This window comes from Vibrio sp. MarTm2, from assembly GCF_027587055.1.
GTDB lineage: Bacteria > Pseudomonadota > Gammaproteobacteria > Enterobacterales > Vibrionaceae > Vibrio > Vibrio sinaloensis_D.
The window spans coordinates 487,686-504,836 of record NZ_JAPPTK010000003.1 but is presented as its reverse complement, the minus strand read 5'-3'; the positions used below and the strand labels follow the sequence as shown (position 1 = coordinate 504,836).

The 17,151-nt window shown below is 47.0% G+C and carries 14 protein-coding genes; 5 read left to right on the top strand and 9 right to left on the bottom strand.

From position 1 onward, the window contains the following. Positions 1 to 134: 134 nt before the first annotated feature. The gene (locus OH458_RS09905) at positions 135 to 3,377 is read right to left on the bottom strand and encodes a S41 family peptidase (protein ID WP_269978198.1); all 3,243 of its coding nucleotides are present in this window, start codon (positions 3,375 to 3,377) and stop codon (positions 135 to 137) included. A 267-nt stretch (positions 3,378 to 3,644) separates the two neighbouring features. Here OH458_RS09905 and OH458_RS09900 point away from each other — a divergent pair, with 267 nt between their 5' ends. From OH458_RS09900 to OH458_RS09890, 3 genes are all read left to right on the top strand, one after another. Then, positions 3,645 to 3,872 carry a hypothetical protein gene (locus OH458_RS09900; RefSeq protein ID WP_269978197.1) on the top strand — a complete coding sequence of 76 codons (228 nt, stop codon included), beginning with the start codon at positions 3,645 to 3,647 and terminating at the stop codon, positions 3,870 to 3,872. A gap of 203 nt (positions 3,873 to 4,075) precedes the next feature. Continuing rightward, the gene (gene trhO / locus OH458_RS09895) at positions 4,076 to 5,056 is read left to right on the top strand and encodes an oxygen-dependent tRNA uridine(34) hydroxylase TrhO (RefSeq protein WP_269978196.1); all 981 of its coding nucleotides are present in this window, start codon (positions 4,076 to 4,078) and stop codon (positions 5,054 to 5,056) included. Between the two features lie 219 nt (positions 5,057 to 5,275). Next, positions 5,276 to 5,767, top strand: coding sequence for a GNAT family N-acetyltransferase (locus OH458_RS09890; protein WP_038187380.1), 492 nt, complete (start codon positions 5,276 to 5,278; stop codon positions 5,765 to 5,767). 30 nt (positions 5,768 to 5,797) lie between these two features. On the opposite strand, the gene OH458_RS09885 is transcribed toward OH458_RS09890, so the two are convergent. Continuing rightward, positions 5,798 to 6,781, bottom strand: coding sequence for a phosphotransferase (locus OH458_RS09885; protein WP_269978195.1), 984 nt, complete (start codon positions 6,779 to 6,781; stop codon positions 5,798 to 5,800). Next, positions 6,778 to 7,056 carry a GNAT family N-acetyltransferase gene (locus tag OH458_RS09880; protein WP_038212558.1) on the bottom strand — a complete coding sequence of 93 codons (279 nt, stop codon included), beginning with the start codon at positions 7,054 to 7,056 and terminating at the stop codon, positions 6,778 to 6,780. The genes OH458_RS09885 and OH458_RS09880 overlap by 4 nt, the downstream gene beginning before the upstream one ends. Positions 7,057 to 7,213: 157 nt before the next feature. Between OH458_RS09880 and OH458_RS09875 the strand changes: the two genes are divergently transcribed. Continuing rightward, entirely contained in the window at positions 7,214 to 7,954 is a 741-nt protein-coding gene (locus tag OH458_RS09875; RefSeq protein ID WP_005469575.1) for a flagellar brake protein, read from the top strand. A gap of 66 nt (positions 7,955 to 8,020) precedes the next feature. On the opposite strand, the gene gltS is transcribed toward OH458_RS09875, so the two are convergent. Continuing rightward, on the bottom strand, positions 8,021 to 9,247 hold the full coding sequence (gene gltS / locus OH458_RS09870) for a sodium/glutamate symporter (protein ID WP_005469512.1): 1,227 nt from the start codon (positions 9,245 to 9,247) through the stop codon (positions 8,021 to 8,023). Positions 9,248 to 9,920: 673 nt separating this feature from the next. On the opposite strand from gltS, the gene OH458_RS09865 reads away from it, so the two are divergent. Then, a complete protein-coding gene (locus OH458_RS09865) occupies positions 9,921 to 10,841 on the top strand; it encodes a DUF368 domain-containing protein (RefSeq protein WP_269978194.1) in 921 nt (306 codons plus the stop codon). Between the two features lie 64 nt (positions 10,842 to 10,905). Here OH458_RS09865 and choV read toward each other — a convergent pair whose 3' ends face one another. From choV to betB, 5 genes are all read right to left on the bottom strand, one after another. Continuing rightward, the gene (gene choV, locus OH458_RS09860; RefSeq protein WP_269978193.1) at positions 10,906 to 12,093 is read right to left on the bottom strand and encodes a choline ABC transporter ATP-binding protein; all 1,188 of its coding nucleotides are present in this window, start codon (positions 12,091 to 12,093) and stop codon (positions 10,906 to 10,908) included. Between the two features lie 2 nt (positions 12,094 to 12,095). Then, entirely contained in the window at positions 12,096 to 12,938 is an 843-nt protein-coding gene (gene choW, locus OH458_RS09855) for a choline ABC transporter permease subunit (RefSeq protein ID WP_269978192.1), read from the bottom strand. A gap of 64 nt (positions 12,939 to 13,002) precedes the next feature. Beyond that, positions 13,003 to 13,941 (bottom strand): choline ABC transporter substrate-binding protein, encoded by a 939-nt coding sequence (locus OH458_RS09850; RefSeq protein ID WP_269978191.1) that lies wholly within the window; start codon positions 13,939 to 13,941, stop codon positions 13,003 to 13,005. A gap of 32 nt (positions 13,942 to 13,973) precedes the next feature. Next, positions 13,974 to 15,665 (bottom strand): choline dehydrogenase, encoded by a 1,692-nt coding sequence (gene betA / locus OH458_RS09845; RefSeq protein WP_269978190.1) that lies wholly within the window; start codon positions 15,663 to 15,665, stop codon positions 13,974 to 13,976. A 20-nt stretch (positions 15,666 to 15,685) separates the two neighbouring features. Continuing rightward, positions 15,686 to 17,146: a betaine-aldehyde dehydrogenase gene (betB, locus tag OH458_RS09840; RefSeq protein WP_269978189.1), complete on the bottom strand. Its 1,461-nt coding sequence runs from the start codon at positions 17,144 to 17,146 to the stop codon at positions 15,686 to 15,688. Positions 17,147 to 17,151: the final 5 nt, after the last annotated feature.

The following is a 17,151-nucleotide window of genomic DNA, read 5'->3' as shown; positions in this document are numbered from 1 at the left end:
TTTGTTCTGGTCAAATGTGACGTCTAAGGTCTCTCAAAGCAGAATCCATTCATATCTTCAAGAGCGCTAAAAGAAGACACCTCCAATAGGCTTTGCAACCTAAGTGGAGGTGTTCATTGGTGAAGTGCTACTGGTTATTGCTTATCGAGCTGCTTTAACATGGCCTCCACTGCAACTTCAAGTTGGCGATCTTTATTCTTGGCGACATCTTCTGGCGATTTGTAGACCAAGATGTCAGGGACAATTTCTTGGTTTTCAAACCAATTGCCGTTGTCATCTTTGAAGCCCAACTGCGGCACACCATAGTTGATCCGAGACTCTTGCAGGCTTGGCCAAATTACCGCGGTCCCCGTCCCTGGTACGCGCTCGCCGACTAACATTCCGAGTCCCTCTCGCTTATAGAAGAATGGCGTGATCGAACCATCAGAGTAGCTGTTCGCATCGGCAATCATAATGCTTGGTTTTGCCCAGCGTCTTTCTGGGAATGATGTCAATTTATACCCATCACGAGTTTCAATTGAGCTGTGACGTACACCAGAAAGCACCTCCATCAATTGACTTGTCAGGTTGCCGCCCATATTAAAGCGCACATCCACGACCACCGCTTCCTTGTCGCGGTACTTGCCAAACAGATCATTCTGCATTCGCTCAAAGCTATCTGGCCCCATTTCAGCCAAGTGGACATAGCCAAGTCGACCATTCGACAGTTTTTCCGTCAGCGCTTGACGCTCCTCAACCCACGCATCATAAGTCAGTTGCCCTTCTTGCCAAACGCTAATTGGAACAAGCTTAAAGTCTTGTGCTGATTCATCACCCGGCTTCAATACATTGAGTTTGGTGACTCGCCCCTTCTTAAAATTGAGGTGGGAGTAAATGTCTTGATTTGGCGCGATCTCTACCCCATCTACCGCGTAAATGATACTACCCGCTTTGATTGGAGACTGGTAGGTATCCGCAGGCCCGCCTGCCAATACCGCTTTTACTCGCACGCCTTTGCCTCGGTAATTGTGATCATAAAACAGACCGAGCGAAGACGGCTCTTCCCAAGTACTTAGCGAATCATCAAACTGGGATCCCGTATGAGAGGCGTTCAATTCACCGGCAAGCTCGCTCAGTAGCTCAGCAAAATCAATGTAGTTGTGAATACCCGGAAGCTGCTGTTTGTACAACTCACCATATTTATCCCAATCAACGCCGTGCATGTTCGGATCGTAGAACTTCACTTTGGTCAACTGCCACACATGGTCAAACATGGCGCCAACTTCGGCTGAAAAGTCGTAATTGGCCTGTGCCGCGTAGTCAATGTATTCGCTCTCGGCTGTCACAACATTGAGCTTCTCGATGCCTTGGTCACCAATGATTACCAAGGTTTCATCATCGGGCGCCATAGCTGCAGCGCGAACGTCGTAGTAACTGCGTGTGAACAGAGGTGTGCGCTCTCCGGTTGTTAGATCAATCTCAAAGATTTCCGCATTATCCCCTTCAGCACTGATGACCACCATATACTGATTGTTTGCCGATAAGTGAGTGAACATCGGTGACGTCGAGTAAGCAGTGACGCGCTCAGTTCGATATTTCAGTCCCTTCTCTTCAATGACGGTCGGCTCAGGTGGCGAGTTTTCAGCATCACTCTCTTGGTTTGCAGCAATCTCTTCATCAAGCCAACGCTGTTCATCGGTCTTATTGGCATTGAACTGCGCTTGCTGGTTTAAGTAAGTGATGTAGATATCTTGCTGCTGGGCGAAGCCATCAATGCCATAGGTAGAATTGGCGTTACTCAACCAATACACCGCTTGGCCATCTTGGGAGAATTTCGGGCGATTTTGGGTAAACCCGCTCTTAGTGATATTGATTGGCGCTTCACTGCCATCGGCTTTGATCAGAACAACGTCACTGTCTAACTCAGAGTTGTTGCGCGTCGCCACATATTCACTATCTGGGGACCAGCTGTAAGACAAGTCCCCATCCATGTAGGAATAGAGCGCTTGATTGTCCAACAATGTATACGTTGCATCTTGCTCAAGATCGTACACTTTCAGCGTATTGCGATCTTCTCGATACAACACGCGCTTACCGTTCGGTGAATAGAGCGGCTGGAACTCATCGACAGGTTTATCAGACAGCTGCTCTTCGACAATATCATACGATGTCGAGAAGCTTTTCCCCGTGTCATTCACATAACTTTGGAATACATCCCAGTTACCGTTTCGCTCCGACGCATACATGATGGAGTAGCCGTCGTTTGAAAATGAGATGTCTCTCTCTGCCGCTGGTGTGTCGGTAATTCGTTTCGTCATGCCAGATAATAGCGACACAACGTACACATCCCCACGGGCAACAATCGCCACTTCAGGCGCATATGGTGAGACCGCGATTTCCGTCGCTTCATGATTCAAAGTCACAAAGCGTCGTCCCTGATTCAGCGAGGTTTGACGAATAAACACATCAACAGGCTTTGCGTTTGCCTGCTCTGCTTTTTTAAGCCAAATTTGGCCGTTATAACCGTAGGCGAGATCACCGCTTAAACTCGCACTGAGGAAACGAACTGGTAAGGTGTCATGGTTGGTGATTTGCTCTGGCTCAGCGCCATCCTCCATGCGCTTTTTCCACACATTGAATGACCCAGAACGTTCAGACAAATAGTAAAAGCTTGAGTCATCACTCGCCCAAACGGCATTTCGGTCTTCGCCGCGAAACGAAGTGAGTTTACGATGCTGCTTCGTTTGCGTGTCGTAACGCCAAATGTCACGAGTAGCGTCGGAAACTGCTCGCTTTCGCCACTCTTGCTCAAATGAAGGCTCATCAGTGTAGAGATATGCGGTGCCATCCGGCTTCATTGACAACGCACTCACTGGGTTTGATAACAGCAGCTTCTCGCGTCCACCTTCGCTTGATACGGAGTACAAGCGCTTGCTGCTATTGCCCATAAAGCCGTTATTTAGCGTTGCGTCACTGTCACCAAGTCGTCTTGAACTAAACAACACCTCTGAACCATCAGAACTAAAAGCGTATGGCACATCGGCGCTTGAGTGGTAGGTCAACCTTTTCGCTTGTCCGCCAGTAACGGGCACAATGAACACATCACCAGAACCAAACCGTTTCGATTGAAACGCAATTGACTGACCATCAGGAGACCAAACCGGGTGCTCGCTATACACATCACTCCCGGTCAATGGCGTCGCTTCTCCCCCGTTCGCGCTGATAAGCCATATCTGCCCGGCATAGGTAAATGCGATCTTTTCGCCGTCTGGAGACATCGCGATATCTCTTAACCATTTTGGGCTCGTATTTTGAATGTCTGAAGCAGTGGCAACATTGGGTAATGCAAGTAACAAAGAGAGGGCAAGAAGGCCCTTTCTACGACTGAAGCGTAACATAACGTTCCTTTGTTGTTATTTTTAAAAGATAATTACTTATCGTATTACGATAAGTTTTTAATGACAACGATTAATTGAAAATTCGCATGGATTAATTAATACAAATAAGCCTTCTTAATGTACGACATAATTCAAAAGAGTGCATATCTGAGCACCTTGAGAAGCCCGTCTCAATTAGAGCATTCGTTCTGTAACGCTATGTAAGGTATCCGTACAAAAAAATACAAAACGTATAGAATTCTTTCTTACAAAAACGTTGGTGGCTCTATGAAAAGAATAATTGTTGTGTGTATTGCAGTGGCGGTATTAGGTAGCATGGCTAACTCATCAACCACTACGAACAAAAAGATACTCCACTTAAAGCATGATGGTGAAGTTTACGTCTTCGATCGCGAGGAGTACGCGATGCTTCAATGCCAGTATGTTCTGAATGAAAAAACCTGTAACGAACTTGAAGTTTATTATGCTGAAATGGATTCCACGCCGGAGCAATAAGTGCTAAACGCAAGACTTAATACGTTGACTCTCCGCCAGCTAAACGTTTTTCATAATTTGGAAAGCAAAAAGTAGCGACCTATTTTTCGCTGCTTTACCCCCAATAACTGTCCGTATTTGTGGGGCTCGTACTTGGTTATACTCAGCCCGAAATTAAACAAAAAGCTCTGGATTTACGATTCAGCTCGCTTACAGGAATGAATATGACGAATTACGTAGTGTGCGCACTGTACAAGTTTGTGCGACTTGAAGATTATGTTGACCTTCGCCCCGCTCTAAAAACGTTAATGGATGAAAATGACATTCGTGGAACGCTACTTTTAGCAAATGAAGGCATCAATGGCACTGTGGCCTCCACTCGAGAGGGGATCGACGCACTGCTTGCTTGGTTTAAGCAAGATCCTCGCTTGGCGGATATTGTTTACAAAGAATCATTTGAAGCCAATCAGCCGTTCAATCGCAGCAAAGTTAAGCTGAAAAAAGAAATTGTGACCCTGGGTGTCGAAGGTATCGATCCTCGCCATGTGGTTGGCACGTACGTAAAACCGAGCGAATGGAACGACTTGATCTCCGATCCTGAGGTATATGTTGTCGATACTCGCAACGACTACGAAATTGAGATTGGCACATTCAAGCATGCCGTAAACCCAAAAACAGACACCTTCCGAGAGTTCCCTGACTACGTTGCTCAAAACATGGACCCAGCAAAGCATAAAAAGGTGGCGATGTTCTGTACGGGCGGCATCCGCTGTGAGAAGTCCACGGCCTATATGAAAGAGCAAGGTTTTGAAGAGGTTTACCATCTTGAAGGTGGGATACTCAAATACCTGGAGGAAGTGCCAGAAGAAGAGAGCTTGTGGGAAGGTGATTGTTACGTCTTTGACGGACGGGTCGCGGTAGACCACAAACTAGAGAAAAGCGGTTACGAGATGTGCAACGCGTGTCGCTTACCGATAACGCTAGAAGACATGGCTTCTGAAGCCTACGAAAAAGGCGTAAGCTGCCCGAAATGTGTCGATAAACACACTGATGAACAAAAAGCACGTTTTCGCGAGCGCGAGCGCCAAGTTCAGTTAGCGAAAGCACGTGGCGAAGTGCATGTTGGCGGTGAAGCGGATCAAGTGATCGCTCAAAGACGCAAAGAGAAACTTGAGCGCAAAGCCGCACAACGTAAATCGAAATAATGTTGTGCCCAAACAACATCACTATTTAGCGTAAAAGGGAGCCTCGCTCCCTTAATTTCCTTCTGAAAGCCTCATCATCCAATGCGTTCCCCCTCTGACAGATACCTTATCGTTATAAATAACAATTATTCACTGAAAATTTATTTTTAAACAATACTTTAACAATTCAATTTTTCCAGTTATGGTTGAGCGATGTTTAACCCGTCGTGAGATAACATTATGGAAATATTGATCCGTCCTACGCTTGTCAGTGATGCTGCGGCAATTTGTGACATTTACTCGCAACCGAGCGCTCAAAGAGAGACGCTGCAACTGCCAAAACCATCGGTTGCCATGTGGACCCAACGACTGGAAAACATCCCCGCTGGTGTATACAGCTTTGTCGCTGAAGTTGATGGAAAAGTGGTGGGAAATATTGGTTTTGAGCACAATCAACGCCCTAGAATTAGCCACTGTGCCACTTTTGGTCTGGGGGTTCACGATGAGTATCAAGGGATTGGGGTTGGCAGTAAACTTATCGAAACGGTACTCGACCTTGCCGACAACTGGTTACAAGTGAAGCGAATCCAAATTGAAGTCAACACAGACAATGAAAAAGCGATTGCCTGCTATAAGAAGTTTGGCTTTGAGATAGAAGGAGAAGCAAAAGCACGTTCATTCCGCGATGGAGAGTACATCGACACTTACTACATGGCACGTTTACGCTTCTAAATACAAAACACCAACCTAGACAATAACGGTTTAGGTTGGTTCTATACTGCTCAAAAAGTTGAGTGCCCGCTCAGTTAAACGCTCAGTATAAGCATTAATCTTCCAGTGGTTGGGGCTCCACCCTTTTACAAATCGTTGAAAATCTGCCCAAGCGACCATAAACATGGGTCGAAGCTTTTGTTCCACATCCTTACAGTTCAGTTCGGGGCGATATTGATTTAACGCACTCCTAAGCTGCTTGAAGTATTCGTCCAAAATCCATTCTTCCATCGCCTCACACTCTTCCGGCGGTACCGCGCTGCTCATAAAAAGGGCGATATCCTTCATGGCGCAACCGTTGCCAACGTATTGGAAGTCAACGGCAGCCGCTCGCTCGCCGCTTGGATCAAAACAGAAATTGGCCAACTTTCCATCGCCGTGGACGAGTGTCGAATAAGGGGCAAGCTTTAGTGTCCGATCAATCTTTTCAGCCGCATGTTTCAACCGAAGATCGCTCAGGGCGGCGAACTCATCTGGTCGAGTGTCTAGATGCCAATATGTTCCTGTAGGCCACAATCCATCAGCTCTGCTCGACATGTGTTGGGCATGAAAATGAGCGAACCATCGCAGCGCAGCACGCAAATGGATCTTGGAGGCTTCTTGAATCACTTGGGAAAAGCCGATTTGGCTCAGATCTTCCATCACCAAAAGGAGCTCATTATCTCCCTGCTCCACCAATAAGGTTTGAGGCACCGTGGCATAGCTCTCGCATCGGCTAGCGACATGTTGGTAGAAGTTCATTTCGACTTGATAGGAGTATAACTTGCGTTTGTGGGAAAGCTCGGTGTTCCAACCTCTGGGGTGATGTTCAGGCTTAGGAAGCGTGATGTGTTTGACTACAACACTGGTCGAGTCAATCCATAACCGAACCAACTCGCCATACCCACCCCAGAGTGATTGCAATACGTCGATACGATGAAGAGTGTTAAAACCTAGCTGTTTAACAATCGCCTGATAGCGGCCTTTTTCCATCATGCTTTTAAATGCGCCCATTCAGGGTGGCGATCTAGATAGTGCACCACGTAACTGCAGACAGGCACAATCTTCACATCCAACTCTTCTAGTTTGGGCAGTACCGCTTCCATCATCACCTTGCCATACCCTTTCCCTTGCAAAGCATCAGGCACGCGCGTTGAGGTAATCTGGTACACCCCGTCCTCAATTTTGAATTTAACGGTCGCATAGTGTTCAGACTCTAAATGCACGCGAAACTGGCCTAATTCAGGCTCGAAAAGTACGGAATGCTGCATAGTAAACTCCTAAATTGATACATAGCTCAAAAAAATCATCACATTGATGTTTGAACAAACGCTCAAGCATAAATAGAATTTATATCAGTCTGAGCATTTAGACGTGAAAAGATAATAACCTGCGGCAAACATAGCACGCAGAGCTAATGGAGGCTAGATGAGTACTCAGGCGGTGGCAATGAAGGAACAGTCTTCAAGTCCTTATAACAAACAGAGAAATGTCGTCACAGTCAATAGTGTCGATGCCCTAGCCATGGTTGAACATGGTGGTGAACTTACCATGAGTATCACGACACCTGTCGGCCGTACTTTTCGCTGTAAAACGGCGTTTATTGGCACTCACTCAGACAGCATGATTCTTGCCGAACTTCCGAAAGTCTCCGATGAAGATTTGAATTTCTACTTTCAAGAAGGTTTTTGGACCACAGTGCGCGCTATTTCTCCACGAGGGGAAGGCGCCATTATTCATTTTAGAAGCCAACTCCAGCATATCCTCAAAGAGCCGATGCCATTGGTGATGATGTCTGTACCAAAAGACATGCAGGTATCGCAGCTGCGTAAAGAGCCGCGCTTTGATGTAAACCTAGAAGCCAAAGCCAGCACTGAAAATAGAAAGATGGATTGCGAGATCCGTGATTTATCGAAAAGTGGTTGTCGATTCTTCGCGCCGCCTTTGAGTCGGCCTTTCCAAGTCGGTGACGAGATTGAGCTTATCGTTCAGGTACGAAACGGCAAGCAGATTCAGTTCGAACCTCTCTTTGGTACTGTGTGTAACTTGCAACGCTCGATGCACTACGCCAGATATGGCGTCCAGTTCAATGAAATGGGCAGAAACAACGCCAAGACGCTACTTAGCCATCTAAAGTTCGATGGCACCAAGCTCGCATTACGAACCTAGCAAACGAAAAATCCCCGCACGGTGCGGGGATTTTTGTTTTTAAGCCAGTCTAACCTTCAAACCAGACTAACCGATGAAGGAAATGTAGCCTTGTAAAATAATCAAGTTAACGATGTCGATAAAAAACGCCCCGACAATAGGCACAACCATAAACGCCTGCGGGGAAGGACCAAATTTGTTCACTAAAGAACCCATGTTCATCACTGCCGTCGGAGTGGCTCCTAAACCAAAACCACAATGCCCACCAGCAATGACCGCTGCATCATAGTTTGCACCCATAACTTTGAACGTCACGAAGTAAGCAAAAATACCCAACACGAGTGACTGAACGGCCAAAATCACCAAGAATGGTACCGCCAGATCGAAAATATTCCACAGCTTTAAGCTCATCAACGCCATTGCTAAAAACAATGACAAAGAGACCGTACCTAAAATATCAACCGTCTCTGCATCCACCTTGTGGACTTTCGTCACCTCAAGCAAATTGGTAATGAATACACCAATAAACAGCGCATAGACAAAGTCAGGGATCATCAGCCAACTGATATTAAAACTGCTTACCCACTGCTCTAGATATTTCGCGCCAGTCACACAGATAAGCAGGATAAACAGCACTTCAATCACTTTCTTGGCGGTAACTTTATCTTCCTCGTACTCGTTATAGGTCACGAGCTCAGGGAATCTTTCGTGGGTTTGAGTGCCACGACCATACTCGGACTCAATGCCATTTTTATCGATAAGCTTTTGAGCCACCGGACTGCCGATGATACCACCGATAATCAGACCAAAAGTCGCGGAAGCCATGGCGATTTCAAGCGTGTTGCTGATGCCGTAGTTTTCTGAAAACGTCTGCGACCACGCCGCACCGGTACCGTGTCCACCCGATAGAGTGATAGAGCCGGCAATAAGTCCCATTAAAGGATCAAGCCCCAACGCGGTGGCCAACGACACACCAACACCATTTTGAATGATGATGTAAAAAGATGCGACAGCCAAAAAGACAAAGACCTTTGCGCCACCTTTCATCAGCTGCGTGTAGTTTGCAGCAAGACCAACGGTACTAAAGAACATCAACATAAAGGTGTTCTGCAGCGGAAGCGAAAACTGAAGATCGACCCCGTTAAAATGCAAAAAAGTGATGACAACAGCCACAATTAAGCCACCTACGATCGGCTCTGGGATGTTGAACTTTTTCAATACGGGTAGTTTGGAATTAACAAAATGACCTAAGAATAGAACGCTGATGGCGATTAAGAAAGATTCTAATGGTCCAATTGAAATTATCTGATTCATATAACCTCTTCATTGTGTGTCACCCATCTTCCTTAACGAGTTAAGAGCCCTTTGGCTCAACGTTTAAGTTCTGAGTCGTCGCCTCCCGGCGGCTGACCTAAACGCGATTAATCACATTTCTCTATTGAAAAAATCCTCTAAACAGTGGGACACCCACTCTATTTCAACAGTAAAAACCCTACAAAAATCGGTAGAGTTGCGAAAGAAAGCCGCCATTATTAATAAAAATGGAGCAACTTGTCGAGTATTGACTCCAAAAACGTGCCTAGGCTAGATGTAAAGTGTGAAGAAAAACGACACTAACGAGCTGTTATTTGAGGAGTTTCAGGCAAAAAAATAGCCAATCGCAAAAAGGGCGATTGGCTTATATATAGTGTGAACAAATGTTATTCACTAACAACGTCAGTTGGCTAGGTGACCCTCGGCTTAAAAAGGGTCGATTTAATTAATGCAGAATGCGTGCCAACTTTAAAATCGCGATATTTGATGATCCAGCCGCATTTTTGGCTAATTTTTGATTATCAAAATGCAATATGAAAATTGCAAAATGCAAACCTTTGCAAATTAATATTAAACTAGATTCTTATAAACAGTTCTATCAGTTTATTTTTTCATACTTTTTTTTATCCAGAATCGATATACTCCGTGCACCTAAATTTATTTACTGAGTAGCATGAACTATTTTTCGACATTTCTAAAAGGCATGGCGATGGGTGCAGCTGATGTTGTACCTGGTGTATCGGGTGGTACTATCGCGTTCATCACTGGCATTTACGACACTTTGCTAGAAAGCATCCGTCGCATTAACCCAAAAGTATTGGGAATTTGGAAACGTGATGGATTTAAAGCCGCATTTGACCATATCAATGGCTTTTTCCTGATCGCCTTGTTTGGTGGTGTCCTTACCAGCATTGCCACATTAGCGAAGCTGATTTCATGGCTATTGGTAGAACACCCTGTGCCAATCTGGTCTTTTTTCTTTGGCCTGATTTTGGTATCAGTGTTCCATATCTTAAAGCAAATTGAGCAGCGCTCCGCTAGCCGATTTGTCTTTTTGTTGCTGGGTGTGGCGTTCGCCTACAGCATTACCGTACTGCAACCTCTACAAATGGACCCGACCAGCGTCAACATCGTTATTGCAGGAGCAATCGCGATTTGCGCTATGATCCTTCCGGGCATTTCAGGCAGCTTTATCCTACTTTTGATAGGCATGTACACGCCTGTCCTTGGCGCTGTAAAATCCTTCGATTTAGCTGTCATTGCACTATTTATGAGTGGCTGTGTGCTTGGCTTACTGAGCTTCTCCCACGTTCTGTCTTGGCTACTAAAGCGCTTCCGTGACTTCACTCTTGTCTTTTTGACTGGCCTGATGATCGGTACGCTACCTAAGATTTGGCCTTGGAAAGAAACGCTCACATGGCGTACAAACTCTAAAGGCGAGCAAGTGCCATTGATTCAACAAAACCTTTCACCATTTGACTTCGAATCGGTGACGGCTCAGCCTGCGCAGCTAGGTATTGCGATTGTCATGATGATCTGTGCAATTGCCTTAGTTTTAGGTTTAGAAAAATTCGCGGAGAATCGAGACATCTAATTGTCACGAAATGGAAAAAGGCGACTCGAAAGTCGCCTTTTTTGATTGGATATTGTTGAGCTGGTTACGCAGCAACAGATTGATAGTTCCCTAGCAGCGCTTCATAAAACTCGCTGTCATTGAGTACCCCGACCAACTCTCCATCTTCTATCAACAGGATTGGTTGACCACTGCGCTGTTTCAGCTCAATCGCTTCGCGCATGCCAATGTCTGGGCTGGTCACAATCACTGTCGAGCTATCCACTTCCTCAATTTGGCTGCTATTTAAATCCCAATGCAGCAGCTTTAACGACTCGTCAGTTTTGATCAAACTGAGCTTTTGCTGATTTTGCTCGACCCAAATCGGCTGAGAGGTGCACACTTGCAACTGGGTATCTTGGCTGTTCAGTTCACTGACTGGCTGCATGAGCGAGCGACCTTTTAAGACATTTAATGGATTGGTGTGAGCAACGAAATCGCGCACATAATCATTTTTAGGCGCCAATATGATCTCTTCTGGTTTTCCATGCTGAATCAAACGACCAGATTCCATAATCGCGATGTTATTGCCGATTTTTAACGCTTCGTCGAGATCATGACTAACAAACAAAATCGTCTTGTTGAGCTTCTCTTGCAGCACCAATAACTCATCTTGAAGTTGAGCGCGGATCAATGGGTCTAACGCAGAGAAAGGCTCGTCCATCAACAAGATGTCGGTGTCCATAGCAAACGCACGGGCGAGCCCAACTCGTTGCTGCATTCCGCCTGAAAGCTCATGGGGGTATTTTTCTTCCCATTCTGCCAGATCGACCATCTCCAGTTGCTCGCGTGCTTTTTTACGGCGCTCAGCTTTTCCCATACCTTGGAGCTCAAGGCCAAACGCGACGTTGTCGAGAACCGTCAGCCAAGGCATTAGGGCGAATTTTTGAAACACCATAGACACTCGATGCGTGCGAAGGTGACGCAGCGTCTCTTCGTCACAATTTGCCAAATCGACCGCTTGCTCTCCATCTTTGATTTCTAGGTGACCGCGTGAGATTGGGTTCAGACCATTCACCGCGCGGAGTAAACTCGACTTCCCCGAACCAGACAGCCCCATCAGGACACAGATTTCCCCTTCTTTGACGGCCAATGAAACCTTGTCCACACCAACAACTTGCCCTGTCTGGTCAATGATCTCTTGACGAGTGTGGCCTTGGTCTAGTTGCTGTAATGCCAGTTGTGGTTTATCACCAAAAACAACATCAAGATCGGTAATTGTGATTGCATCCATTGTTATGCTTCCTTTTGATTCGGTGATTTACACAAGCGATCCAAGATGATCGCAACCAGTACAATCGCAAGACCCGCTTCAAAGCCCTGTGAGATGTTCACAGTATTGAGTGCGCGAACCACTGGCTTGCCGAGCCCATCCGCCCCAACTAATGCTGCAATCACAACCATAGACAACGACAACATGATGCACTGAGTCACCCCCGCCATAATGGACGGCATCGCAGCGGGCAGCTCCACTTTGAATAGAAGCTTCATTCTGGTCGCACCGAATGCTTTACCCGCTTCCACCAGTTCCTCTGGTACTTTTGTAATACCAAGATACGTCAGTCGAATCGGCGCAGCGATAGCAAAAATGATGGTTGAGATTAACCCTGGGACAATACCCAAGCCAAACAATACAAGCGTTGGAATTAAATAGACAAACGTTGGCACCGTCTGCATTAGATCTAGAATGGGTCGCAATAGGGTATAGAGCCAAGGACGGTGCGCCGCCATAATGCCAAGTGGCACACCAACCAACACCGAAATCGTCGTCGCGGCGAAGACTAAAACGAAGGTTTCAAGCATCTCTTCCCAGTACCCAAGATTTAGAATGGTCAACAGCGCTGCCACAATAAATAGGACTAACGGAATACTTCGGTGGAGATACCAAGCGATCGCTGCGGTCATCATGATTGGCATTGCCGGTGGCATCCATTTAAAACCATCTACAACAAAAAGAATGATGGTTTCGAGGAAGATAGAAATCGCATCAAACAAGCCAGCAGCATTGTCCGTCAACCAATCAACACCGGCTTCCATCCATTGACCCAGCGGGATTTTGTTGTCAGTAATAAAATTCACATTACAACCTTTGTTTTATTTGTGTTTGCTGAAAGGGTCGGTGGGCAATACCCACCGAGCTGGCTTACGCCTTAGAACCAATGTAATTTTGAACCTGTGATACCGCGTCTTTGCCATCTAGCGTCTTCACGCCCTCTAGCCAATTTTCCACTTGCTCAGGGTTGGCTTGCAGCCACTGTTGTGCCGCTTTCGAAGGCTTGACGTTCTGGTTCAAAATGGCTTCCATCAATTGGTTTTCCATTTCTAAGCTAAACTCAAGATTCTTAAGTAGCTGACCAACGTTTTGACACTCATTTAGGTAATTAGCGCGTACATTGGTGTAGACATTGGCACCACCATAATTTGGACCAAAGAAGTCGTCACCGCCTGCTAGGTACTCCATCTCAACATTGCTGTTCATTGGGTGCGGAGCCCAACCTAAATAAACAATCCATTGGTTACGGCGTACTGCACGGGACACCTGTGAAACCATTCCCGCCTCACTCGACTCCACTAAGTTAAAGTCCTTTAGACCAAAAGAATTGCTGTCAATCATCGATTGAATCAGGCGGTTACCATCGTTCCCTGGTTCGATGCCATAAATGCGGTCGCGAAACTTATCGGCGTGAGTGGCGAGATCAGCAAAGCTCTTTACGCCAGCGTCGTACACATATTTCGGCACAGCTAACGTGTACTTCGCCCCTTCTAAGTTGGCACGCACGGTTTCAACCGTTCCCGCTTCACGGTATTTAGCGATATCTCCCTCCATAGTTGGCATCCAGTTGCCAAGGAAGATATCGATATCACCGTTCGCCATTGACGAGTATGTTACCGGCACAGAGAGCAAATCCGTTTTGGTTTTGTAACCCAAACCTTTCAGCAGCTCTGAGGTGACCGCCGTTGTCGCCGTAATGTCCGTCCAGCCCACATCGGCAAAACGAACCGTTTCACACTGATTCGCGTGGGCATTCATAGCCATAGTACTTAGAGCGAGTGTTGAGAGTGTTTTTGTCATCATAGACATAGTGTTTTCCTTGTAATGATTACTGACTTTAGTTATTTGAATGCTCTTCTCGGAGAGTTCATTCGTTGTTTGTTTTGCCACTGCGGCGCTATCCAAACTGACACGTCTTGCTCAGCTAACATAGGCTTGCCGAGGATCATGTCGGACGCTCGTTCAGCGACCATCATGGTCGGAGCATTGAGGTTGCCATTAGGGATAGTGGGAAAGACAGAAGAGTCGACCACGCGCAAGCCATCGATTCCTCGTACTCGGCACTGTTCATCCAGTACCGCCATCGGGTCGTCATCTGCGCCTATTTTGCAACTACATGAAGGGTGATAGGCGCTCTCGACATTGGCTTTCACCCACTCATCAATCTCTTGGTCACTGGTGATAGCGATGCCTGGCTGAATCTCCTCACCTCGATATGAGTCCATGGCGGGCTGCATTAAGATCTCTCGAGTCAGGCGAATACAATCACGCCAGTCTTGGCGATCTTGCTCGGTAGAGATGTAGTTGAATTCAATATGTGGTTTCACCAAAGGGTCTGCGGATGTGATCGCCACATGACCGCGACTCTCAGGTTTGTTTGGTCCAACATGCACTTGGAAGCCGTGCCCATCGAAGGCGGCGCGACCGTCATATCGCATTGCAGCAGGCAAAAAATGATACTGAATGTTAGGCCACTTCAGACCTTCACGAGAACGAATAAAGGCGCAAGATTCAAAGTGATTGGTAGCCCCCAATCCAGTGCGGGTTAAGATCCACTGAGCGCCGATCATCCCCTTGCTGACTAACCCTAATTTGCTGTTAAGAGTAATAGGCTGAGAGCAGTGATACTGGAAGTAAATCTCAAGATGATCTTGAAGATTTTGTCCCACACCCGGAAGATCATGAACAAGGTCAACACCCGCTTTATTAAGCACATCTTTAGGACCAATGCCCGAAAGTTGCAGTAGCTGAGGCGAACCAATGGAGCCTGCGCTAGAAACCACTTCTTTTTCGGCAAAGCATTGCACCACTTTGCCCGACTTTTGAAACTCAACACCGACCGCGGTTTTACCTTCCAGAATCACTCTTCGAGCGACAACGCCTTTGATCAACGTGAGGTTTGAGCGCTTCAGAGCACGTCGCAAATACGCGTTCGATGTCGATGCGCGAACGCCTTTGTCAACGGTCATGTGCATTGGGCCAAAGCCTTCTTGCTGATAACCATTGTAGTCCTTGGTCTCTGGGTAGCCGGCCTCTTTTCCTGCATCAACAAAGGCTTGGTACAAAGGATTGAGCACCATATCATTCCCGTTACAGGTTCCGACAGGACCTTGTCCACCCCGGTACTCGTCTTCGCCACCAGACCAAGTCTCCGTTCGGCGGAAGTAAGGTAAACACGCAGAATAACGCCAACCTTTGGCACCTTGCTGTTCCCACTCATCAAAATCGCATGCATGTCCACGGACATACACCATTCCGTTGATCGAAGAGCTTCCCCCAAGCACTTTACCTCGCGGGCAATGGAGTTTGCGCCCATCAAGTCCCGCTTCCGCTTGAGTTTCAAATTGCCACGCGTAACGGTCACTATTCATTGGGTAGGACAGCGCCGTCGGCATTTGAATGAAAATACTCTTGTCTGTTCCGCCAGCCTCAAGCAATAGAACGCGATGTTCACCACTCTCTGTAAGGCGATCTGCCAAAATACAGCCGGCCGAACCCGCGCCGACGATAATATAATCGTAGCGTTGTTCCATGTTATCTCTCCGTGATTGGGTTAAGCGTATGGGCTTGGGTAATCACCCAACTCGATCAAAATACTCTTCGTTTGGGTGTAGTGATGCAGGGTTTCGACCCCGTTTTCGCGGCCAATTCCCGAGGATTTATAGCCACCCACTGGCATTTCAGCAGGAGAGTCACCCCAAGTATTTACCCAACAAATACCCGCTTGCATTTGATGAATCACGCGATGTGCACGCGCTAAGTTTTGGGTGAAGACACCTGCGGCCAATCCGTAGTCAGTATTGTTGGCACGTTGAATCACTTCTGATTCATCTTTGAACGTCATCACTGACATGACAGGGCCAAAAATTTCTTGCTGTACATGCGCCATATCGTCAGAGCATTGAGTAAATACTGTCGGCGCGACAAAATTACCGTGTTTTAGGTCGCCCTCTGTAACTTGGTAGCCCCCCGTAATCAGCTCTGCACCGCTCTGTTTTGCCGCTTCAATCGCGCCAAGTACTTTTTCCAAGTGAGGTTTGGAAATCAGTGCGCCGATTTGTGTTTCCATCGACATTGGATCACCGACACGCAATTTTTCTGTGCGCACTTTCAACTGTTCAATGAACTCTGGGTAAATCGACTCGTGAACAAATACGCGTGTGCCGTGAGTACACACTTCGCCTTGAGTATAGAAATTCGCAACCATTGCCGCCGACACAGCATCATCAAGCTTGGCATCATCAAAAATGATCATTGGCGATTTTCCACCCAGCTCCATGGTCACTTGTTTGAGTGAAACGGCACTATCTGCCATCACCTTTTTGCCCGTACCTGACTCACCCGTGAACGAGACTTTGGCGATATCAGGATGCGCTGTGAGCATTTGCCCGACGCGATAATCGCCTTGTACTACATTGAAAACACCATCTGGCATACCAGCTTCAGTGAAGATTTCCGCCAGTTTAACGGCAGTAAGTGGCGTCTCTTCGGAAGGTTTAAACACCATCACATTTCCCGCGGCCAACGCTGGGGCAGATTTCCACATCGCGATTTGGATCGGATAATTCCACGCACCAATACCAGCGCAGATGCCGAGCGGCTCTCTGCGAGTGTAAAAAAACTGGGATTCGCTAAGCGGTTGCTGCTCACCTTGCAGCGCGGGCGCAAGGCCAGCAAAGTACTCGATCACATCCGCGCCTGAAGCCACATCAACCTCAATTGCCTCTTGGAGTGGCTTCCCGGTGTCTTTCACCTCGAGTTTTGCCAGTTCATCGTTGCGCTCGCGAAGAATCGCCACTGCTTGAAGTAAGATTCGACTGCGCTCGACCGCACTCATCTTCGACCAGATCGCAAAGCCGCGTTTTGCTGATGCTATCGCGCGTTCCACGTCTTGCTGGCTCGCTTGGCCAATGTCGGCAAGCGCCTCTCCCGTTGCTGGGTTGTATGTCGTAAATAGCTCACCCGACGTCGCAGAGTGAGTTTTACCATCGATAAAAAGTGATTTCGTTTCCATGTAAA

What these genes read in the sequence shown, in the direction of transcription:
- OH458_RS09905 (WP_269978198.1), bottom strand. Translation starts at nt 3,377, where the DNA reads ATGTTACGCTTCAGTCGTAGAAAGGGCCTTCTTGCCCTCTCTTTGTTA.
- OH458_RS09900 (WP_269978197.1), top strand. Translation starts at nt 3,645, where the DNA reads ATGAAAAGAATAATTGTTGTGTGTATTGCAGTGGCGGTATTAGGTAGC.
- trhO (WP_269978196.1), top strand. Translation starts at nt 4,076, where the DNA reads ATGACGAATTACGTAGTGTGCGCACTGTACAAGTTTGTGCGACTTGAA.
- OH458_RS09890 (WP_038187380.1), top strand. Translation starts at nt 5,276, where the DNA reads ATGGAAATATTGATCCGTCCTACGCTTGTCAGTGATGCTGCGGCAATT.
- OH458_RS09885 (WP_269978195.1), bottom strand. Translation starts at nt 6,781, where the DNA reads ATGATGGAAAAAGGCCGCTATCAGGCGATTGTTAAACAGCTAGGTTTT.
- OH458_RS09880 (WP_038212558.1), bottom strand. Translation starts at nt 7,056, where the DNA reads ATGCAGCATTCCGTACTTTTCGAGCCTGAATTAGGCCAGTTTCGCGTG.
- OH458_RS09875 (WP_005469575.1), top strand. Translation starts at nt 7,214, where the DNA reads ATGAGTACTCAGGCGGTGGCAATGAAGGAACAGTCTTCAAGTCCTTAT.
- gltS (WP_005469512.1), bottom strand. Translation starts at nt 9,247, where the DNA reads ATGAATCAGATAATTTCAATTGGACCATTAGAATCTTTCTTAATCGCC.
- OH458_RS09865 (WP_269978194.1), top strand. Translation starts at nt 9,921, where the DNA reads ATGAACTATTTTTCGACATTTCTAAAAGGCATGGCGATGGGTGCAGCT.
- choV (WP_269978193.1), bottom strand. Translation starts at nt 12,093, where the DNA reads ATGGATGCAATCACAATTACCGATCTTGATGTTGTTTTTGGTGATAAA.
- OH458_RS09850 (WP_269978191.1), bottom strand. Translation starts at nt 13,941, where the DNA reads ATGTCTATGATGACAAAAACACTCTCAACACTCGCTCTAAGTACTATG.
- betA (WP_269978190.1), bottom strand. Translation starts at nt 15,665, where the DNA reads ATGGAACAACGCTACGATTATATTATCGTCGGCGCGGGTTCGGCCGGC.
- betB (WP_269978189.1), bottom strand. Translation starts at nt 17,146, where the DNA reads ATGGAAACGAAATCACTTTTTATCGATGGTAAAACTCACTCTGCGACG.